A 19954-nucleotide genomic window follows, 5' to 3' on the forward strand; every position below is an offset into this window, starting at 1 on the left:
CGGTATGAGCTCTCGAATCTCCGCTCGGATCGCCGCGATCTCCGAGTCCGCGACGCTCGCCGTCGATGCCAAGGCCAAGGCGCTGAAGGCCGCGGGGCGTCCGGTGATCGGATTCGGCGCCGGCGAGCCCGACTTCCCGACTCCGGACTACATCGTGGAGGCCGCCGTCGAGGCGTGCCACAACCCGCGGTTCCACAAGTACACGCCGGCCGGTGGGCTGCCCGAGCTCAAGGCCGCTGTCGCGGAGAAGACCAGGCGCGACTCCGGCTACGAGGTCGAGGCGTCGCAGGTGCTCATCACCAACGGCGGCAAGCAGGCGGTGTACGAGGCGTTCGCCGCGCTGCTCGACCCGGGCGACGAGGTCCTGGTGCCGACCCCGTACTGGACGACCTACCCCGAATCGATCAAGCTGGCGGGCGGCGTACCGGTCGACGTGGTCGCCGACGAGACCACCGGCTACCTGGTGAGCGTGGACCAGCTCGAGCAGGCGCGCACCGACCGGACCAAGGTGCTGCTGTTCGTCTCCCCGTCCAACCCGACCGGCGCGGTGTACACCCGCGAGCAGGTCGCCGAGATCGGCCGCTGGGCCGCCGAGCACGGCCTGTGGGTCGTCACCGACGAGATCTACGAGCACCTGGTCTACGGCGACGCGGAGTTCTCCTCGATGCCGGTGGTCGTGCCGGAGCTGGCCGACCGCACCCTCGTGCTCAACGGGGTGGCCAAGACGTACGCGATGACCGGCTGGCGCGTGGGCTGGCTGATCGGCCCGCAGGACGTCGTGAAGGCCGCGACGAACCTTCAGTCGCACGCGACCTCGAATGTGGCCAATGTCTCACAGGCCGCGGCGCTCGCCGCGGTGTCCGGTGACCTGTCCGCCGTCGCGGAGATGCGCACGGCGTTCGACCGGCGCCGCAAGACGATGGTGCGGATGCTGAACGACATCCCCGGCGTCCTGTGCCCCGAGCCGAAGGGCGCCTTCTACGCCTACCCGTCGGTCAAGGAGCTGCTGGGCAAGGAGATCCGCGGCAAGCGCCCGCAGACCTCCGTCGAACTGGCCGCCCTGATCCTCGAGGAGGCCGAGGTGGCCCTCGTCCCCGGCGAGGCGTTCGGCACGCCGGGCTACTTCCGCCTGTCCTACGCGCTCGGCGACGAGGACCTGGCCGAAGGCGTCGGCCGCGTGGCCAAGCTGCTGTCCGAGGCCCACTGACCCCTGCGGACACCACGACGCCCCACGAGTGCCACGGTGCTCGTGGGGCGTCTCCGGTATGGCTCTGACCGCCGCTGCGAGGGGCCGTGCCGCAGCGCCGGTCGGGGTCGACTCGGGGCGGGCCGAGTCGACCCCGGCCGGCTCGATCGCCCCCGACTCGATCGGCCCCCGGCTTCATCCCCTCACCCGACCGGCCCCCGGTCTGCCGGTCGGTCTCCCCAGCCGACCGGTCTCCCCAGCCGACCGGTCTCCGGTCGGGCTCGGTCGGCGCGCGGCGGACAGGTCGGCGGGGCTCAGTCGACGCGGACGCCCTCGGCGACCCGCATGAGGTGGGTGCCGAGCGTCGGGCCGACCCCGACCCAGACGCCGAGCCCCGACCGCTCGATCCACATGACCTGGCCGAACGTCGCGCTCGCGGCGGCGCGCAGGGCGGTATGGCCGTGCACCTCGGCGTGTTGCGCCGCGGCCGGAGTGAACCCCATGTCGCCGGGTCCCTTGAGCGTGTCGTCGCGCACGAGTCGTACCTCGATCCAGCCCGCCGGGCCGGTCCAGCGGCAGGTCGTGGTGCGGCGGGCGCCGGTGCTCCCGGTGTGGCAGGTGTCGTGCGGGTCGATGCCCGCGGGGAGGTAGGCCAGCAGCGCCCTGCCGAGGTCCGGCACGGTGCCGTGCGTGCCGTTGCTCGGATGCCGCGACGGCCGCGCCCCCGGGCGGGTCGTGGCGGACGGGTCGGCGGACGGGGCCGTGGAGCCGCTGCTCCGCGCCGCCGACGGCGACGGCACGGCGGACCCGGCGGTCGTCGTCCCACCTGTCGTCCCGTGGTGCCGCCCCTCGGGTCCCGGAGCGCTGACGGGTTGCGGGCGGATCGCCTGATAGGTCGGGATCACCGCGATGGCGACCACGACCCCGGCCGCCGCCACCGCGACGGTCGCCCGCCGTCGTACCGTCCGCTGATGGCGGCGCTTCGCCTCATGCGCCAGCGTGCCGGGCGCGGACACCCCCGTGACATGCTCCGCCATGGCCTGCCGGAGCTCGTCCTCCAGATCCATGGTTCACCCCCTTGACGCCGCCGCCTGTGCGGACTTTCCCATTCGTTCGCGGAGACGGGCGAGACCTCGCGCGGCCTGACTCTTGACGGTGCCGACCGAGCAGCCGAGCATGGCGGCCGTCTCCGCCTCGGACATGTCCTCCCAGTACCGCAGGACCAGCACGGCCCGCTGGCGCGGGCCGAGGCGCCTCAGCTCCTCGATGAGCACACCGCGCAGCTCGACGGTGCCCGCCTCGGACGCCGTCGGCGTCTCCGGCGGGGCGGCCATCTGGACCTCCCGCAGCACCCGCCATCGTCTGGCCCGGCTGACGGACAGGTTGACCAGGATCTTCCGGACATACGGCTCTGGATCGGCGTCGGGTCTCATCCTGCCCCAGTGCCGATATGCCTTCTCCAGGGCCGTCTGCAGCAGATCCTCCGCATCCGTCCGCGCCCCGCACAGCAGTTGGGCGGTCCGAAGCAGCGCCGTTCCACGCTGCGCCACGAACTCGACGAATGACTCGTCATCTCGACGCGCCAAGGCACTCCGTCCGTCGTAGGCCCGTTATTCCTGTGAATCGGTCGCGGGTGGCCCACCGCGCGGGGCCACCCGCGCCGAGCCTCAGTGCAGCTGCCGCAGCTGCGTGGCGATCGCCGGGAGCTGAGCCGAGTAGGCGGGGCTGCCGGTCAGGTAGATCGCGTAACCCTTGTCCGAGATCCACAGCATGCCGGTGCTCAGCGGGCTCTGCCACGTCTGGGTGCCCTCGGCCGAGACCAGGTTGCCCTCGGGCAGCTTCAGGTCCGCCGCCAGCTCCTTGGCCGTGACCTGCGGCGGGACGTTCAGCCGCTCCACCGTGAGGTACTTGCCGCCCGCGGCCGCGAACTTCTGCGTGACGGCGCAGATCTTGCCGCTCTGGACGGTGACCGTGTGGGTGTGGGTGGTGGCGAGGCTCAGGCCGGTGGGCAGCGTGATGTCCTTCGCCTTGGAGTGCGTGGTCTTGATCACGGCCGGGACCGAGTCGCAGGACGGCAGCTTGGCCTCGGGAACGCCGACCTTCGGCAGACCCGGCTTCGCCACGGGGGTGTCGGACTTCGGCGTGCTCTGGGTGACCTGGGTCGAGCCGGGCGCGCAGGTCGGCAGGGTGGCCGGAACCTTGCCGTTCGGGAGCTTGGCGTCCGGAACCTTGGCGTCCGGGAGCTTGGCGGCCGGGACCTTCGCCTTGTCGGTCGGCAGACCCTCGGGGGCCTTCACCTTGCCGGTGGGCACGGTCGCCGGGGCCTCGGCCTTGTCCGCGGGCAGCGGCAGGTTCGGCTTCTCGCCCGTCTTCGGCAGCTCGGCCTTGGGGAGCTTGTCCTTGGGCAGCTCGGCCTTGGGCACGTCGCCCTTCGGCAGCTTGCCCTTCGGCAGCTTGGTCTGGGGGACGGTCACGCAGGTCGGCGCGGCGGTGGGGGCCGCGGCCTCGGCCTGCTTGACGACCTTCTGCGCGGTGTCCGCCACCGGCTTGGCGGACGGCGCCGGCGAGCTGCTCCCCGCGGCCGCGTAGGCGACGCCGCCGGCGGCGATGGCGCCCGCGGCGCCGGTGGCCAGTGCAGCCAGCTTCAGGTTGACGATCACATTCATCCCTTTCAGCGCTTTTTGACTCTCGCGCCCCTCATATACGCGTGGGTCCCAAGGGGGGTTGCACGGCTTCTCGAACTTTTTTCCGCGGCCGTGCATCCATGCCGTTCGGGGGAGGTCGCCGCGGGCCCGAGCAGCGCATACGGCAAGATCGGTGCATGGAGGCCCGTTCCATCACCGCCCTGCCCAAAGCCCATCTGCACGTCCACTTCACCGGCTCGATGCGGCACAGCACGCTCGTCCAGCTCGCCGACAAGCACCGCGTGCACCTGCCCGACGCCCTCGTCGAGGAGTGGCCTCCCCGGCTGCGTGCCACGGACGAACGCGGCTGGTTCCGGTTCCAGCGCCTGTACGACATCGCCCGTTCGGTGCTGCGCGACGAGGACGACGTACGACGGCTGCTGCGCGAGGCGGCCGAGGACGAGGCCGCGGAGGGCTCCGGCTGGCTGGAGATCCAGGTGGACCCGAGCGGGTACGCCGGCCGGTTCGGCGGCGTGACGGCCTTCACCGACCTGGTGATGGACGCGACGCGGGAGGCCGCCGCGGCCACCGGGGTCGGCATCGGCGTGATCGTCGCCGCCAACCGCACCCGGCATCCCCTCGACGCCCGCACGCTGGCGCGGCTCGCCGCCCAGTACGCCGGACGCGGGGTCGTCGGCTTCGGGCTGTCCAACGACGAGCGGCGCGGCCGGGCGTACGACTTCGACCGGGCGTTCGCCATCGCCAAGCGTGCCGGGCTGCTCTCCGTGCCGCACGGCGGCGAGCTCCTCGGGCCGGCGAGCGTACGGGCCTGCCTCGACGGGCTGGGCGCCGACCGGATCGGGCACGGCGTGCGCGTGGTCGAGGATCCGGCCCTCATGGACACCGTCGCGGCCCGCGGCGTCACCCTCGAGGTGTGCCCGTCGTCCAACGTCGGCCTCGGCGTCTACGGCGCGGCCGGCGACGTGCCGCTACGGCGCCTGTTCGAGGCGGGGGTGCCGATCGCGCTGGGCGCCGATGACCCGTTGCTGTTCGGGTCGCGGCTGGCCGTTCAGTACGAGCTGGCCCGCCGGGACCACGGGTTCACCGACGATGAGCTGGCCGAGCTGGCGCGCTCCTCGATCCGGGGTTCGGCCGCGCCCGCGGAGACCCAGAAACGGCTCCTCGACGGCGTGGACGCCTGGCTCGGGACTCGGCCCGGAACGGCCCGCACGGCGGCGGACGAAATGGAATGATCGGACACCGTGATCCTCCGTACCGCGACTGCCGAAGAGGCCGCACGGCTGGCCCCGTACCTCCCCGTCACGCACGCCGTCCTCGACGGTGACCGGCTGGCCGGCGGACTGAGCCTGATCGAGGCCCGGCCCGGCGTCCGGGAGGTGAGCGTCTGGGTGATCCCCGAGGAGCGCCGCCGCGGCGTGGCGAGCAAGGCCCTGCGGACGCTGACCGAGCAGGCCGACGGGCGGCTGGAGATGATCACCGACGTCGTCGACACGGTGTCCCAGCGCGTCGCGCTGAACGCCGGGTTCACGCGCGAGTCCGTGCGCCGGGGCAGCGGCCCGAACGGCGGCGGCCGGCCGGACGAGGTCGTCTGGGCCTGGCTGCCGGGCGACCCTGCCGGGTCGGCCCCGCGACCGCTGCCGGACCTGCGGGACGGGGAACTGCGCGACGGCGAGGTGAGCCTGCGCCCGCTCGGCCCCGCCGACGCGGACGACCTGTGGGCCCTGATGAACCTGCCCGACGTCCGCCACCGGTCCGTCTACACGCAGGAGCGGCCACGCACCGACGTCGTACGGCGCTGCGAGCGCGCGGCGAGCGAGTGGCTGGCGGGCAACCGCGCGGACTTCGTGATCCGGGTCGGCGACGCGTTCGCCGGGGACATCGGCCTCTACAACGAGGCGTGGAGCCGGCAGGCGATGGTCGGCTACAGCATGCTGCCGGAGTTCCGCGGCAAGGGCGTCGCGACCCGCGCCGTACGGCTGGTCAGCGCCTGGGCGTTCGAGATCGGCGTGCGGCGGCTCGTGGCCGGGACGATGACGGACAATGTGGCGTCGCAGCGGGTGCTGGAGAAGGCCGGGTTCGTCCGCGAGAGCGTTCAGCGGTCCCGCTTCGACCGCCCCGGCGGCACGCGCATCGACGACGTCGTCCACGTCCTGTTCCCCTGACCGGGCGAACGCCGGGCGTCGTCGACGGACGACGGCGTCGGCGGCGCGGACGCGTGGTCACCGTTTCGAGCAGCGCCGGGTCATTCTGGGCAGTGAACAACCCCGACCGGCCGGAGTTCCACCTGCCGCTTGCGCTCTACTCCGCGTCCAAGTCGGCGGCAACCATGCTGACGATCCAGTACGCCAAGTCCCAGCCGGGCATCAAGTTCAATGCGCTCGAGCCCGGCACCACCGCCACCGACATGACCGCGGCCTTCGGAATCGGAAGGTCACCGGAGGAGAGCGCCAGAACGGTCGTCCGTCTGGCGACTCTCGGCGCGGACGGTCCGACAGGAACCTTCCAGGACGAAAGCGGTGAACTGCCCTGGTAAGCACGCGGGAACGGCCGGCACGGCCCGTAGGACAGTGTGGACCGTACCGGCGTTCGGCACGGTTTTCCGGCAGGTGAAAGCCCTCGACCAAGCCCAGCGGGACGGGACGGCGTCGTCATGACGAGTTAGGGGGCCGTTCGGCCTCGACCGGCGGAGAGCAGTCGATCCGGGTCAGAGGGCGACGCCGACGAAGACCGGTTCGTTGACCAGCGTGACGCCGAAGGCGGCGCGGACGCCGTCGCGGACCTCGCGCGCCAGGGCGAGAAGGTCCTCGGTGCGTCCGCCGTCGGCGTTGGTCAGCGCGAGGGTGTGCTTGGTCGAGATCCGGACCGGACCCCGGCCGTACCCCTTGGTGAAGCCGGCCTTGTCGATCAGCCACGCGGCCGAGGTCTTCGTACGGCCGTCCGGCTCCGGGTAACGGGGGAACACGGCGCCTGCGCCAAGCCGGTCGGCGACGCGCTTCTCCAGGTCGGTGACCTGGTCCGGGTCCAGGATCGGGTTGGTGAAGAACGATCCGGCGCTTCGCGTGTCGGGGTCGGCGGGGTCGAGGACCATGCCCTTGCCCCGGCGCAGACCGAGGACGGCCTCGCGGGCGTCCCGGAGCGGCACTCGTTCACCGGGGTCGACCCCGAGCGTCCGGGCCAGTTCGGCGTACCGGATCGGGGCGGACAGGTCGTCGTGTTCGAGGGCGAACGTCACCTCCAGCACGACGTGCCGGTGGGCGCCCTTGAAGGCGCTGCCGCGGTACCCGAACCGGCAGGCGTCGCGGTCGAGGACGACGACCTCGCCGCGTTCGCGGTCGTACGCGCGGACCTCGACGATCGTCTCGCTGACGTCCTGGCCGTACGCGCCGACGTTCTGGATGGGGGTGGCGCCGAGCAGGCCGGGGATGCCGGACAGGCACTCGACCCCGGACAGCCCCTCCTCGACGCACCGGGCGACGAACGGGTCCCACTCCTCGCCCGCGCGGGCGCGTACGAGCACGCGGCCGTCGCGGGACGCGGCCGGCCCGGCGGCGCGGGAGCCGCCCGGACCCGTGGTCACGCCACGCCCCGCGTCGCGGGACTCGCCGGGCCCCGTGGTGACGCCGCGCGTGGCGACGTGCACGACGGTGCCGGCGAAGCCCTCGTCGGCGACGACGAGGTTGCTGCCGCCGCCGAGGACGAGCACCGGCTCGCCCTCCCGGTCGGCGCGGCCGACGGCGTCGATGAGCTCATCGTCCGTCGTGGCCTCGACGAAGCAGCGTGCCGGGCCGCCCAGCCGCAGTGTCGTGTAGCCCGCGAGGCGGACCTGCTCGCAGCGGACCGCCATCAGGCGAGGCGGACCGTGGCCTTGGCGCGGGTGAGGACCTTCTGGCCGCCCGACCGGGCGGTCAGCGCGACCACGACCCGGTTGTCGTCGAGCTTGTCCTCGATCACACCGCTGATCTCGATCTCGGTGCCGTCGTCGTGCGGCACGACGACCATCGAGGAGAACCGCACGCCGTAGTCCACGACCGCGCCCGGGTCGCCGGCCCAGTCGGTGACGTACCGGCCGCCCTGCGCCATCGTGAACATGCCGTGCGCGATCACGTCGGGCAGGCCGACGGACCTGGCGAACGGCTCGTCCCAGTGGATCGGGTTGAAGTCACCGGAGGCGCCGGCGTACTTCACCAGGTCGAGGCGCCGCACCGGGTAGGTCCGGGCGGGGAGCTCCTGGCCGACCTCGACCTCGTCGTACTTCACCGTGGCGGTCATGGTCAGGCACCTCGCTCGATGATGACGTTGTGGGCCGTGCACACGTGCTCGCCGTCGACCGTCTTGATGACGGTCTGCAGGTCGAGGCGCTCGTTGCGCCCGATGGAGCGGATGCCGGCGATCGTCGACTCCGCCGTGACGACGTCGCCCGCGTGCAGCGGCCGGTGGTACTCGAACCGCTGCTCGCCGTGGACGACCATCGCGTAGTTGAGGCCGAGCTCGGGGTCGGTCAGGGACGAGCCCATGATCGAGATGGCGATGGGGAAGGTCGGCGGCGCGATCACGTCGGGGTGCCCGGCGGTCTTGGCCGCCTCCGGGTCACGGTAGATCGGGTTCAGGTCGCCGATGGCGTCCGCGAACTCCCGGATCTTCAGCCGGGTGACCTCGTACGGCTCCGACGGCGGGAACGCCCGCCCGATGAAATCGCGGTTGAGCGCCATTCAATCCGTCCCTTCCCCGGGGAGTACCCGCGTCCGCGCCAGGTGATCGATGCTGCGACGTTAACAGACGCGCTTCAGCCCGCCCCGGCGACCAGGCCGGGACGGGCTGCGAACGTCAGGGAACGCCGACCGGCGAGCCCGCTCCCGCGTCAGCGGGTCTCGCGGTGCGCCTGGTGCTTGCGGCAGTTCGGGCAGTACTTCTTCAGCTCGAGGCGGTCCGGGTCGTTACGCCGGTTCTTCCGCGTGATGTAGTTGCGGTGCTTGCACTCCTGGCAGGCCAGCGTGATCTTTGGCCGTACGTCGGTGGCAGCCACGAGGGAGTGCCTTTCTGGTGAGGGACACTGGACAGCGACCTACCGCTCCCCTGCGAGAGGGGAGGCGGTGAGGTGGTAGCGGAGGCCGGACTTGAACCGGCGACACAGCGATTATGAGCCGCTTGCTCTGCCTGACTGAGCTACTCCGCCGCGTGGTCGGGACGACCGGAGAAAAGAATACCGGATCCTCCGAGCGTGCCCGAACAGACGAAACCCCGGCCCACTGCGGCGGACCGGGATATCGGCTGCTAGAGCCCCCTTACGGAATCGAACCGTAGACCTTCTCCTTACCATGGAGACGCTCTGCCGACTGAGCTAAGGGGGCGTGCGCCCTTCCGCGCTCCGTAACCATACACGCTGCGCGGCTCCGACACGAAATCGATTCGCCGCCCCCGCTCACCGCCCGCCGTCCGGGTCCCCCGCGGAGCGCTCGCGACCGCCCCTGACCTGCCTCTGAGCCGACCCTGACCTGTCCCTGAGAGCCCGGTCACGGCGGCGATCCCGGCCCCAACGTGATCAAGGTCCACAGGTTCCCGGCCGGGTCCCATGTCGCTCCGGACCCCGTACGTCGGCGTCCGCCCAGAAGGGATGTCCCTTGATCCTGACAGGCGGGCTCGCGCGCTCTCAGGCCTCCGCACGCGCGCCGGCGCGGTCGCCGTGCGCACGCTGGGCGCTCAGCGCCGAGCGGGCCCGGTCGCCGCCGCGGCGACGCCGAGCGCGATGTAGAGCCCGCCGGAGACGTACCGCGAGGCGCGCCCTCCGGCCCGGCCGCGCGGCAGGCGGCGCGCGACGGCGTTCGACGCCAGGGAGTAGATCACGCGCACGCCGGCGCCGCATACGACGAACGTCATGCCGAGCAGGAGCACCTGCGGCCAGGCGGGGGCGTCGGCGCTGACGAACTGCGGCAGGAAGGCGAGGAAGAACAGGGCGTTCTTCGGGTTGAGGGCGTTGACCAGCACGCCCTGCCCGTAGATCCGGGACAGCGGGGCGCGGCCGTCGGGCCGTTCCACCGCCGTGTCCCGGCTGAGGACGCGCCGGACGCCGAGGTAGATCAGGTACGCCGCCCCGAGGTACTTCACCGTCGTGAACGCGGTGGCGGAGGCGGCGACGATCGCCGACAGGCCGAACGTCGCCGCCGCGACCTGGATCACGTCACCGGTGGACAGGCCGGCGGCGGACGCCAGGCCGGCCGCGCGTCCCTGGTCCACGCTCCTGGCGATCGTGTAGAGGATCGCCGGACCGGGGACGAGGAGGAACCCGACGGCCGTCGCGATGAAAACCCCATAGGTCGTTATATCGGGCATGGTGCTCATTCTGGCGGCACGCCCGCCGCGTCAGCGGAGCAGGTGGCGGGCGATGACGACCTGCTGGATCTGGCTCGTCCCTTCGTAGATCCGGAACAGGCGCACGTCGCGGTAGAGCCGCTCGACGACGACACCGCGCATGTAACCCATGCCGCCGAAGATCTGGACGGCGCGGTCGGCGACGCGGCCGGCCATCTCCGAGCAGAAGTACTTCGCGCAGGAGGGGCCGAGCTTGCGGTCCTCCCCCGCGTCGTACGCCCTCGCCGCCTCCAGCACCATCGCGCGGCCCGCGTAGAGCTCGGTCTGCGAGTCGGCGATCAGTCCCTGGATGAGCTGGTACTCCCCGATCGCCCGGCCGCCCTGGCGCCGCTCCCTGGCGTACGCGACCGTCTCGTCGAGGAGGCGCCGCGCCACGCCGACGCACACCGCCGCGATGTGCAGCCGGCCGTGCGCGAGCGAGGCCATCGCGGTGCGGAACCCGGTGCCCTCCTCGCCGACCATCGCCGTCGCCGGGACCCGTACGCCGTCCAGGTTGACCTCGGCGGTGTGCGCGCCGCGCTGGCCCATCTTCTCGTCGGACGGCCCGACGGTGAGGCCGGGCGTGCCCGCCTCCACGATGAACGTCGAGATCCCCCGCGCCCCCTCGCCCCCGGTCCGGGCGAAGACCATGAACACGTCGGCCTCGGGCGCGTTGGTGATGAAACGCTTCGCCCCGTCGATCCGGTAGTGGTCGCCGTCGCGTACGGCCTTCGTCGTCAGCGCGCTGGGGTCCGAGCCCGCCTCCGCCTCGGTCAGCGCGAACGCCCCGACGGCCTGCCCGGCGGCCAGCCGCGGCAGCCAGCGGTCCCGCTGCTCGTCGGTCCCGGCCTTGACGAGGACCTGCCCCGCGATGCCGTTGCTGGTGCCGAACATCGACCGGAACGCCGGGCTGGCGTACCCGAGCTCGAACGCGAGGCGCACCTCCTCGCTCATCGACAGGCCGAGCCCGCCGTACGTCTCCGGCAGCGCGTAGCCGAACAGGCCCATGTCGCCCGCGGCCTGCCGGAGGTCCTCCGGGATGCGGTCCGTGGTCTCGATCTCGTCCTCGCGCGGGATCACCCGCTCGCGGACGAAGGTCCGTACGGCGTCGAGCACGTCTGCGAAGTCCTGGGCGTCCACGCGTCCTCCGATAACCGAATCGGATTCTTGTCCGGGACCACTGTAATCGGGCGCACCAGACCGATCGCCGTCGGCTCTGACTCTCTGTGAGCGCCCACACCGGGATGTGGTGACCGACCGGATTCCGCGCCCTGGGATGATGCGGACCATGTCCTCCCCCGGCGATCAACGCACCGTACGGCCCCCGGCGGACGACGCGGAGATCCCGGCGTTCTGGCGGTCCCTCGGCCTCCCCGGCCTCATCGACGTGCACACCCACTTCATGCCGGCCAACGTCCTGACCAAGGTCTGGGCGTACTTCGACCGGTTCGCCGAGACGGACGGCCGCCCTCCCTGGGAGATCCGGTACCGCCACGAGGAGGAGCGGCGGCTGCGCCTGCTGCGAGGGTTCGGGGTGCGGCGGTTCACCGCGATGCTCTACCCGCACCGTCCCGGGATGGCCCAGTGGCGGGGCGGCTGGGCGGCCGACTTCGCCGCGCGCACGCCCGACTGCCTGCGCACGGCCACCTTCTTTCCCGAGCCGGAGGCCGGCGCGTACGTCGCCGCGGCGATCGAGGACGGCGCCAGGGTGTTCAAGGCGCACGTCCAGGTCGGGGCGTACGATCCCCGCGATCCGCTCCTGGACCCGGTCTGGGGCCTGTTGGCCGAGTCGCGCACGCCGGTCGTCGTGCACTGCGGGTCCGGGCCGGAGCCGGGCCCGCACACGGGTCCGGCGATCTTCGCCGAGGTCCTCGCCCGCCATCCCGGCATGATCCCGATCGTGGCGCACCTGGGCATGCCGGAGTACGCGGAGTTCCTCGACCTCGCCGACCGCCATCCGGGCCTTCGGCTCGACACGACGATGACGTTCACCGACTTCGCCGAGGACATGCACCCATGGCCCGCCGAGCTGACGCCCCGCCTGGCCGACCTCGGGGATCGCGTCCTGCTGGGCACCGACTTCCCGAACATCCCGTACTCCTACGCCCACCAGCTCGCGGCGCTGACGCGGCTCGATCTCGGCGACGAATGGCTGCGGGCCGTCTGCCACGACAACGCCGCGCGGCTGTTCGCGCGCTGAGCGGCGTGCGTCCGCTGACCGCGCGGCTGTTCGAGGACTCTTCCCAATCAGTCGGACAGCGGCCTCGTGGCGCAGTGCAGGCGGTCGGCCAGCTCATCCAGGACCCGCAGCAACGCGCCCCGGCCGTTCGCCCGGTGCCCGCGGCCGACCGTCAGCGGTACGAGCCGGGCGACCGGCCCGGTCGCGCAGTTGAAGGTCTGCTGCGTCACCAGCGTCCCCTCCGCGTGCTCCGCCACCTGGAACCGGCCGCACCACCACCACTGGCCGCGCGCCTGCACCCAGCCGGCGTCGCGATCGACCTCGATCGTGAGCGGAACCCCCGCCACGGTGGCGGTGAACGTGCTCGGGCCGCCGGAGACCGTCACGTACCGGTCGCCCGTCGAGCCGATGACGAGCGGCGCCTCCGCCCCCCTGAGCCGTCCGGTCGGCACGGCGAGGACCGCGCCGCGCACCTGGTCGATCGGTGCTTCGACGAGTCCCTCATGCGCGGACATCAGCGCGCCCGGACGCTGTGTGGTCATGGTGGAATTCAACCCGTTCGCCCCGGCCACCGCAGTCGGAATCCACCGCCTTCGGCCTCGGCCTCGGCCTCGGTGAAGTAGGAGGCGTCCTGCCAGGTCGTCACCGCGGCGATCCGCTCTTCGGCCGCCCCGGTGTTGCCGACGGCCTTGAACGTCGAGTGTGGAGAGTGACGTGTCGGCGGAAGAACAAGACTGTTGTTCGCCGAGCCGACGAGGCAGTGTGGATGCCGGGTCGAAGATCCCCTCCGCGTACCGGTCCGGAGCGGTTTCCCGGAAATGAAAAAAGAACTACGCTGGTTGCCGACTTTTATTATTTCGGCGCTCTTCGCAGTTCTTATAACAATTATATCAGCAGAGGGGGACAATTGTCCACCAGCGAGCTCGAGCTCGAGCAGGAATACGTCGCGATGCTCTATCAGCGGGTCGACGAGCTGCGCGAACAGGCTTCCGGGCGGCTGACCGGCGTGCTCCGGGAGAACGACGGGACCCGGCAGGCGCGCGTCGAGCGGGAGTCCGCGTTCGCCCGGTACACCGAGCGGGTGGCGAGGTTGGACGCGGCCGAGAACGGCCTGTGCTTCGGCCGGCTCGACCTGCGCGCCGGCGGACGCCACTACATCGGCCGGATCGGCATCCTCGACGACTCCGACGAGGACGCCGATCCGCTGCTGGTCGACTGGCGCGCGCCGGCCGCGCGCCCGTTCTACGTGGCCACGGCCGCCGCGCCGGAGGGCGTACGCCGCCGCCGTCACATCACCACGCGCCACCGCAGGGTGGTGGACCTGGACGACGAGATCCTGGACAGCGAGGCGCTGGACACCGCCGGCGAGGAGGGGCTGATCGGGGAGGCCGCGCTGCTGGCGGCGGTCAACGCCGGACGCACCGGCCGGATGCGGGACATCGTCGAGACCCTGCAGGCCGAACAGGACGAGATCATCCGCTCCGACCACCGGGGCGTGCTGGTCGTGCAGGGCGGGCCGGGCACGGGGAAGACCGCCGTCGCGCTGCACCGCGCCGCGTACCTCCTCTACACCCACCGGCGCCTGGCCGGGCGCGGCGTCCTGGTCGTGGGCCCGAACGCGACCTTCCTGCGGTACATCGGCCAGGTGCTGCCCGGTCTCGGTGAGACGAACGTGCTGCTGTCCACGGTCGGCGGGCTGTTCCCCGGCATCGAGGCCCGGCGCGCCGAGCCGCCCGCGGTCGCCGAGGTCAAGGGCAGGGAGCTGATGGTCGAGGTGGTGGCCGCCGCCGTACGGGACCGGCAGGCCCCGCCCTGCGGCCCGGTGGAGATCCCGTACGGCGGCGAGGCCCTACGGCTCGAGGAGGAGGACTACCGGCGTGCCGCGGCGGTCGCGCTCAGCGGTCCGGTGCCGCACAACCAGGCGCGGCGGATCTTCGTCCGCGAGATCCTCGACCTGCTCACCCGGCAGGCCGCCGAGCGGATCGAGGCCGTCGTACTCGACGACGACGGGCGGCCCCTCGACGGCGGCGACGGGCAGGGCGTGCTCGGCGGCGCGGACGTACGGGCCCTGCTCGCGGCCGGGTACCCCGAGGACCTGCTCGACTCCCCCGAGGAGGCACGGTCACTGCTCGACGAGTCCGACCTGGCCGACCTTCGCGGGGAGCTCGCCGCCAGCGCGGACGTACGGGCCGCCCTCGCCGAGCTGTGGCCCAGCCTGACACCGCAGCGGTTGCTGGAGGACCTGTTCGCCGATCCGCGGCGGCTCGCGTCGGCCGCGCCCGGCCTCACCGAGGAGGAGCGGGGCCTGCTGCTGCGGGCGCCCGGCGGCGGCTGGTCCCCGGCGGACGTGCCCCTGCTGGACGAGGCGGCCGAGCTGCTGGGCGAGGACGACCGGGCGGCCGCCGCGCAGGCGAAGGCCGAATCACGGGCGGCGGCCGAACGCCGGGAGCAGATCGCGTACGCGCAGGGCGTGCTCGACATCGCGATCGGCTCGCGGTCCACCGACCTGGAAGAGGGTGAGGAGGCCGAGATCCTCACCGCCGCCGACCTGCTCGGGGAGGAGGAGCTCGCCGAGCGGCACGAGGTCGTGACCCACCGGACGGTGGCCGAACGGGCCGCCGCCGACCGGACCTGGACGTTCGGGCACGTGATCGTGGACGAGGCGCAGGAGCTGTCGGCGATGGCCTGGCGGCTGCTCATGCGGCGCTGCCCGAGCCGCTCCATGACGATCGTCGGCGACGTGGCCCAGACCGGTGACGCCGCCGGCACGTCCTCGTGGGAGCGGGTGCTCCGGCCGCACGTCGGCGACCGGTGGCGGCTCGCGCAGCTGACCGTCAACTACCGCACCCCGGCCGAGATCATGGCCGTCGCCGCCGACCTGCTCGCCGCGCTCGACCCCGGCCTGCGGCCGCCCCGCTCGGTACGCGAGACGGGACGGTCGCCCTGGCGCCTGGCCGCCGCCCCTGCCGACCTCCCGAAGCTCCTGGCCGAGGTGACCGCGCGCGAGGCGGCGTCGGCGGAGGACGGCCGCCTCGCCGTCATCGTCCCCGACACCCGGCTCGCCGAACTCGCCGCCGCCGTCACCGCCGCCGTTCCCGACCTGGCCTACGGCGCCGATCCCGACCTGGAGCGCCGGGTGGTCATGCTGACCGTGCGCCAGGCCAAGGGCCTGGAGTTCGACTCGGTCCTGATCGCCGACCCGGCCGCGATCCTGGCCGCCTCCCCGCGCGGCCGGAACGACCTGTACGTCGCCCTGACCCGCGCCACGCAGCGGCTCGGCATCCTGCACCCGGGCCCGCCCCCCGCCGAGCTGGCCGGACCGTCGGTGCCCGAGATCGGCGCCGACCGGGCCTGACGCCGATCCGCCCGAGCAGGCCTGCGCCCGCTGAGCGCCCCGAGCCCGGACCCACCGCCTTCGCGGGGATCCGGGCTCGGTGCTCGGCCGGCCGGCGTCGGTGGCCTCAGGCGGCGTACCGGGAACCGGGCAGGCGGGCCGTGTGGACGAAGAAACCCTTGATGTTGCGCAGGGCGGCGGTGAAGGCGTCGAGGTCGACGGGTTTCGTCACGTAGGCGTTGGCGTGCAGCAGGTAGATGGCGCTGATGTCGTCGATGTTCGCGGACGTGGTGAAGATGACGACCGGGATCGACCGCAGCTCCGGATCGGACTTGACCTGTTCCAGCACCGCCCGCCCGTTGTACTTCGGCAGGTTCAGGTCCAGGAGCACCAGGTCCGGGCGGGGCGCGTCGGCGTACGGGCCGCGCCGGTAGAGGAAGTCGAGGGCCTGCTGCCCGTCCTCCAGCAGGATGAGCCGCGCCGGAGCGTCGGCGTCATGCTCGGCGAAGGCCTCCTGGATGAGGATCTGGTCGCCCGGGTCGTCCTCGACGATGAGAATGGAGACCGGCCGCTGCGCGGCGCTCACTCCGTCACCGCCTGCGCGTCGGACTCGTTCGCACTCTGCTTGTCGTCGTCGTGGTCGCTGAACAGGGTGAGCAGTCCTTCGACGCGATGGTCGGCATCCGCGGGGTGCCGGAACGGACGGGTGGGATCGACGCTGTAGTGATTCCGGCGCCCGACCTTGGTGCGGGTGATGTACTCGGCCCCTTCGAGATCGTTCACGATCGTCTGGGCGGCGCGTTCGGTGATGCCGATCGTGTCGGCGATGTCGCGTAGCCGCGTATGCGGGTTGCGGGCGATCACGATCAACACCCGGGCGTGGTTGGTCAAGAAGGTCCAGGGCTTCTCATCGACCGTACCGCCGCGTCGCGCCACCTGGCCTCCTCTTCCGGTCGCGCGCCACGCGACGACCGACCCTAACTCCTGACTCACGTTTACCGAATATTATTTCATGAAGACTTGACCCTTGCTACGGGCGGGTAGACGCTCGAAAGGTGCTGGCCCAGCCTGCCCCTCGGCCGACGCCGGCCGGGAACCCGATCGGCACCACCGTCGTGATCACCATCAGCGTCGTGGGTGATCAGGTGAACGTCGTCCTGACCGGTGAGATCGACGCGACCAACGCCGACCGGCTGCGCACGGCCCTGTTCACCCACCTCGACGACGGCCGCGCTCAGGTGGTCCTCGACATCAGCGCCCTGACCTTCATCGACTGCTCCGGCCTGGCCGTCATACGGAAGGCCGCCGCGTACGCCGAGGCCCTGGGCGGCTCCGTCCGACTGACCGGCGAACCGCACCCCCGCGTCCACCGGATCCTGCGACTGACCGGGATCGCCGGATCGGAGACGACGGTCTAGCCGCACGTACGCCGCGAACCGTCACCGGCCCCCTCTTCGATCCCCCATCCCGTACGCGCCGATCCCCATCCTGTGCGTGCCGATCATCCCGTACGCGCCGGCTCCCGTCCGTACGCGAGCGGTTCGGGCGATTTGCCGAACCGGCAACAGAACGCGCGGCAGCCGCGCCGGTCGCTGGATGATCCAGGTCGACGCACTTACTCCGCGAGGATCGAAAACCCTGGGGGAACCAATGCCGCAGTCCGTACCGGTCACCGACCTCACGCACCGTCTCGTCCCAACACCCGCCGGCCGCATCCACCTGGTGGAACAGGGCTCCGGGCCGCTGGTGCTGCTCGTCCACGGGTTCCCCGAGACGTGGTACTCCTGGCGCCACCAGTTGCCGGCGCTGGCCGCGGCCGGCTACCGGGCCGTCGCCGTCGACGTACGGGGCTACGGCCGCTCCTCCAAGCCCGAGGACGTGGCCGCGTACCGGATGCTGGAACTGGTCGAGGACAACGTCGCCGTGGTGCGCGCTCTGGGAGAGCGGACGGCGGTGATCGTGGGCCACGACTGGGGCGCGACCATCGCCGCCGACTCCGCCCTCCTGAGGCCTGACGTCTTCCGCGCGGTCGGCCTGCTGAGCGTGCCGTACGCCCCGCGCGGCGGACCACGCCCGAGCGAGATCTTCGCGCGAATGGGCGGGGACGAGGAGTTCTACGTCCGCTACTTCCAGGAGCCCGGCCGGGCCGAGGCCGAGATCGAACCGGACGTCCGCGGGTGGCTCGCCGGCTTCTACGCCGCGCTGTCCGCGGACACCATGCCGCCCGCCGGCGCCCCGGACCCGCACTTCGTCTCCCCGGGCGGGACGCTGCGCGACCGGTTCCCCGCCGGCCGGCTACCCGCCTGGCTCGGCGAGGCCGACCTCGACGTGTACGCCGCGGAGTTCGAGCGGACCGGCCTGAGCGGGGCGCTCAACCGCTACCGGAACATGGACCGGGACTGGGAGGACCTCGTCGACCTCGACGGCGCCCCCATCACCCAGCCGTCCCTGTTCATCGGCGGCGCGCTGGACGCCTCCACCACCTGGATGGCCGACGCCATCGAGGCGTACCCCGCCACCCTGCCCGGCCTGGTCTCCTCGCACCTCCTCGACGGCTGCGGCCACTGGATCCAGCAGGAGCGCCGTACGGAGGTCAACGAGATCCTCACCGACTGGCTCACCGCCCTGCCCGCCTAGCCTCGCCCACAACGCCGCGCCACCCCGCTGCACGGGCGGCCCACCAGGTCACACGACGCATCGTTGCAGCCCCAGGTGAGTCCGGAAACGCGAGGATCCTCGCGTTCCGCGAGGTGGACCACCTCCAACCCGGGCTGCCGGGCGAGGACGAGCGACCTGAATGTGTGATCTGTGGAGATCGTCCGCTATCTCCTCGGGGTGGTCGTGCGGGGGGCGTACCGAATGCACGGCAAAGGCCCAACCCAAGATGCTGACATGCGAGCTTTTCCCCGTCCTGGGCTGCGGTCGCCGAGCATTCGGTACGCCGTGGGTGGCGGCCCGGAGCCGCCCCGGCTGCCGGCTCGGCCCGACCAGGGTGACGAACCCGCCGCTATCGGGCAGTGATCAGCCTGGTCCATCATCTACGGCACCGCCGCCCGGCAAGACGGCAGCAGCCGCTACCTCGAACACGGCGAGCCCGTCACTCCCGCCTTCTGACGCGACGCGAGCCCTGTTCTTTACCGAATCTCGCTGTATTGGATCAACGCGGTGGCGCAAGCGCCGCCGCAGGCCGCCCGCTCCGGCACGCCCTACGGGCGTGCGGCGTTCGCCACCCGATGACCCGGTCAACCTCGAGATCGTGAAGACGGGCATTGGCGAAATTCGCGCCGGTGACGTCGGTCAGGCCATAGGGGTGGCTACCGGTGTTGACGTTCCCGAGGAGACCTCCGGTGAGGTCGGCGTCACGCAGATCAGCGTCGCGAAGATCACAGCCGGCAAGTCTCGCGCCCCTCAATGACGCCCCTCGGAGGTTGGCGCCCCGGAAGTCGCACATCTTGAAGAAGCACCCATCGAGGGTCGCGTGGCGAAGGTCGGCACCGACGAACGAGCAGCGGGCGAACCTCAGTTGCTGTGTCCGTACCGACGCGAGATCCCGGCCATCGAAGACCTGCCGGTCTACGGCTGCGAAATATGGAAGCCGTCCCAACATCTGCTTCGGGGTCACCCCGTAAGTCATGCTCGCTATCGTGTCAGCGGGTCTAAGCGGCCGCTATCCCATTAACCGGCGCAATCGGCGGATCGAGCGCACCTCTGGGGCTCCGCCGCCCCCAGACCCCGCGAGCCGTGGCACTCACCCGCACGATGGGGTCTGTCACCACGTCCCGCCGTTCGCGCAGGCGAGCACCACGGACCGATGCGCTCGCATCAGACCCCCGAATCCAGGGAACCGCCGCGGCTTCCGCGCAGGTCGGCGGGGGAGTAGCGCCAAGACCCATGACGTCCTGTGAATCCTGTCGTCGGCGCATCCCGCGTATGTTCCGGATCTTGAAACGGGTGCCGTCCATGGTCAAGCAGGCTTCTATCCGTACTCGGCGCCGAACATCTCCGTGAAGATGTTCTGTGGGTCGGTGCCTGGTTCGAAGAGGTGTGCATGCGCGTCGCCGATCGCCGCACGTAGAGCTTCCTCGATCGTCGCGCCAAAGCCTTCGCCGTCGTACGGGGTGACGTGCCGGGTGTCCTCAGTGAACCGCACTCGCCAGCGGCCTTCGACGACGACCGCCTCCACGAGCGCGTGTTCCAGCTCCTCGACGGGTGGCATCGGTTTCGGGGCCGGGCGTGCCATGCGGCGATTATCCGGAACATCCCGT

The 19954-nt window shown here is 71.7% G+C and carries 22 protein-coding genes and 2 tRNA genes; 8 read left to right on the forward strand and 16 right to left on the reverse strand.

Annotation, left to right across the window (positions count from 1 at the left end):
• Nucleotides 1–4 precede the first annotated feature (4 nt).
• Entirely contained in the window at nucleotides 5–1207 is a 1203-nt protein-coding gene (locus AB0K82_RS38255) for a pyridoxal phosphate-dependent aminotransferase (RefSeq protein ID WP_364406707.1), read from the forward strand.
• A gap of 293 nt (nucleotides 1208–1500) precedes the next feature.
• On the opposite strand, the gene AB0K82_RS38260 is transcribed toward AB0K82_RS38255, so the two are convergent.
• The 3 genes from AB0K82_RS38260 to AB0K82_RS38270 form a co-directional block, all read right to left on the reverse strand.
• Nucleotides 1501–2253: a hypothetical protein gene (locus AB0K82_RS38260; RefSeq protein WP_364406710.1), complete on the reverse strand. Its 753-nt coding sequence runs from the start codon at nucleotides 2251–2253 to the stop codon at nucleotides 1501–1503.
• Nucleotides 2254–2256: 3 nt separating this feature from the next.
• On the reverse strand, nucleotides 2257–2772 hold the full coding sequence (locus AB0K82_RS38265) for a SigE family RNA polymerase sigma factor (protein ID WP_364406712.1): 516 nt from the start codon (nucleotides 2770–2772) through the stop codon (nucleotides 2257–2259).
• Nucleotides 2773–2853: 81 nt separating this feature from the next.
• Nucleotides 2854–3846 (reverse strand): hypothetical protein, encoded by a 993-nt coding sequence (locus tag AB0K82_RS38270; RefSeq protein WP_364406714.1) that lies wholly within the window; start codon nucleotides 3844–3846, stop codon nucleotides 2854–2856.
• A gap of 161 nt (nucleotides 3847–4007) precedes the next feature.
• Here AB0K82_RS38270 and AB0K82_RS38275 point away from each other — a divergent pair, with 161 nt between their 5' ends.
• The 3 genes from AB0K82_RS38275 to AB0K82_RS38285 are packed head-to-tail and all read left to right on the forward strand — an operon-like array spanning nucleotide 4008 to nucleotide 6364.
• Nucleotides 4008–5063, forward strand: coding sequence for an adenosine deaminase (locus AB0K82_RS38275; protein ID WP_364406717.1), 1056 nt, complete (start codon nucleotides 4008–4010; stop codon nucleotides 5061–5063).
• 9 nt (nucleotides 5064–5072) lie between these two features.
• Nucleotides 5073–5993: a GNAT family N-acetyltransferase gene (locus AB0K82_RS38280; RefSeq protein WP_364406720.1), complete on the forward strand. Its 921-nt coding sequence runs from the start codon at nucleotides 5073–5075 to the stop codon at nucleotides 5991–5993.
• Nucleotides 5990–6364 carry an SDR family NAD(P)-dependent oxidoreductase gene (locus AB0K82_RS38285; protein WP_364406761.1) on the forward strand — a complete coding sequence of 125 codons (375 nt, stop codon included), beginning with the start codon at nucleotides 5990–5992 and terminating at the stop codon, nucleotides 6362–6364. The genes AB0K82_RS38280 and AB0K82_RS38285 overlap by 4 nt, the downstream gene beginning before the upstream one ends.
• 171 nt (nucleotides 6365–6535) lie before the next feature.
• On the opposite strand, the gene AB0K82_RS38290 is transcribed toward AB0K82_RS38285, so the two are convergent.
• From AB0K82_RS38290 to AB0K82_RS38325, 8 genes are all read right to left on the reverse strand, one after another.
• The gene (locus AB0K82_RS38290; protein ID WP_364406722.1) at nucleotides 6536–7675 is read right to left on the reverse strand and encodes a UDP-N-acetylmuramate dehydrogenase; all 1140 of its coding nucleotides are present in this window, start codon (nucleotides 7673–7675) and stop codon (nucleotides 6536–6538) included.
• On the reverse strand, nucleotides 7675–8100 hold the full coding sequence (locus AB0K82_RS38295; RefSeq protein WP_364406724.1) for a MaoC family dehydratase: 426 nt from the start codon (nucleotides 8098–8100) through the stop codon (nucleotides 7675–7677). The genes AB0K82_RS38290 and AB0K82_RS38295 overlap by 1 nt, the downstream gene beginning before the upstream one ends.
• A 2-nt stretch (nucleotides 8101–8102) precedes the next feature.
• The gene (locus AB0K82_RS38300) at nucleotides 8103–8540 is read right to left on the reverse strand and encodes a MaoC family dehydratase N-terminal domain-containing protein (protein WP_364406727.1); all 438 of its coding nucleotides are present in this window, start codon (nucleotides 8538–8540) and stop codon (nucleotides 8103–8105) included.
• A gap of 149 nt (nucleotides 8541–8689) precedes the next feature.
• Complete coding sequence (gene rpmG, locus AB0K82_RS38305; RefSeq protein ID WP_252780260.1) at nucleotides 8690–8854, reverse strand: 50S ribosomal protein L33; 165 nt, start codon at nucleotides 8852–8854, stop codon at nucleotides 8690–8692.
• A 73-nt stretch (nucleotides 8855–8927) separates the two neighbouring features.
• Nucleotides 8928–9004 (reverse strand) — tRNA-Met (locus AB0K82_RS38310).
• 102 nt (nucleotides 9005–9106) lie between these two features.
• Nucleotides 9107–9179: transfer RNA gene (locus AB0K82_RS38315), tRNA-Thr, on the reverse strand.
• Nucleotides 9180–9528: 349 nt separating this feature from the next.
• Nucleotides 9529–10158, reverse strand: coding sequence for a LysE family translocator (locus AB0K82_RS38320; RefSeq protein WP_364406730.1), 630 nt, complete (start codon nucleotides 10156–10158; stop codon nucleotides 9529–9531).
• Between the two features lie 30 nt (nucleotides 10159–10188).
• The gene (locus AB0K82_RS38325) at nucleotides 10189–11316 is read right to left on the reverse strand and encodes an acyl-CoA dehydrogenase family protein (protein ID WP_364406733.1); all 1128 of its coding nucleotides are present in this window, start codon (nucleotides 11314–11316) and stop codon (nucleotides 10189–10191) included.
• Nucleotides 11317–11464: 148 nt separating this feature from the next.
• On the opposite strand from AB0K82_RS38325, the gene AB0K82_RS38330 reads away from it, so the two are divergent.
• A complete protein-coding gene (locus AB0K82_RS38330) occupies nucleotides 11465–12376 on the forward strand; it encodes an amidohydrolase family protein (protein WP_364406736.1) in 912 nt (303 codons plus the stop codon).
• Between the two features lie 47 nt (nucleotides 12377–12423).
• On the opposite strand, the gene AB0K82_RS38335 is transcribed toward AB0K82_RS38330, so the two are convergent.
• On the reverse strand, nucleotides 12424–12897 hold the full coding sequence (locus tag AB0K82_RS38335) for a hypothetical protein (RefSeq protein WP_364406738.1): 474 nt from the start codon (nucleotides 12895–12897) through the stop codon (nucleotides 12424–12426).
• Between the two features lie 365 nt (nucleotides 12898–13262).
• On the opposite strand from AB0K82_RS38335, the gene AB0K82_RS38340 reads away from it, so the two are divergent.
• Complete coding sequence (locus AB0K82_RS38340) at nucleotides 13263–15710, forward strand: ATP-binding domain-containing protein (protein WP_364406740.1); 2448 nt, start codon at nucleotides 13263–13265, stop codon at nucleotides 15708–15710.
• A gap of 106 nt (nucleotides 15711–15816) precedes the next feature.
• Here AB0K82_RS38340 and AB0K82_RS38345 read toward each other — a convergent pair whose 3' ends face one another.
• A complete protein-coding gene (locus tag AB0K82_RS38345) occupies nucleotides 15817–16275 on the reverse strand; it encodes a response regulator (protein WP_364406743.1) in 459 nt (152 codons plus the stop codon).
• Nucleotides 16272–16625, reverse strand: a complete 354-nt coding sequence (locus AB0K82_RS38350; RefSeq protein WP_364406746.1) for a winged helix-turn-helix domain-containing protein — start codon at nucleotides 16623–16625, stop codon at nucleotides 16272–16274. The genes AB0K82_RS38345 and AB0K82_RS38350 overlap by 4 nt, the downstream gene beginning before the upstream one ends.
• 119 nt (nucleotides 16626–16744) lie before the next feature.
• On the opposite strand from AB0K82_RS38350, the gene AB0K82_RS38355 reads away from it, so the two are divergent.
• Entirely contained in the window at nucleotides 16745–17107 is a 363-nt protein-coding gene (locus AB0K82_RS38355) for an STAS domain-containing protein (RefSeq protein ID WP_364406748.1), read from the forward strand.
• A gap of 232 nt (nucleotides 17108–17339) precedes the next feature.
• On the forward strand, nucleotides 17340–18326 hold the full coding sequence (locus AB0K82_RS38360; protein WP_364406750.1) for an alpha/beta hydrolase: 987 nt from the start codon (nucleotides 17340–17342) through the stop codon (nucleotides 18324–18326).
• Nucleotides 18327–18846: 520 nt separating this feature from the next.
• Here AB0K82_RS38360 and AB0K82_RS38365 read toward each other — a convergent pair.
• Together AB0K82_RS38365 and AB0K82_RS38370 are read right to left on the reverse strand one after the other, a co-directional pair.
• Nucleotides 18847–19323: a pentapeptide repeat-containing protein gene (locus AB0K82_RS38365; RefSeq protein WP_364406752.1), complete on the reverse strand. Its 477-nt coding sequence runs from the start codon at nucleotides 19321–19323 to the stop codon at nucleotides 18847–18849.
• 342 nt (nucleotides 19324–19665) lie between these two features.
• Nucleotides 19666–19954, reverse strand: a 289-nt coding sequence (locus tag AB0K82_RS38370) for a hypothetical protein (protein WP_364406755.1), incomplete at its 5' end; no start/stop codon positions are given.

Source organism: Actinoallomurus sp. NPDC052274, from assembly GCF_040679475.1.
Classification (GTDB): domain Bacteria; phylum Actinomycetota; class Actinomycetes; order Streptosporangiales; family Streptosporangiaceae; genus Actinoallomurus; species Actinoallomurus liliacearum.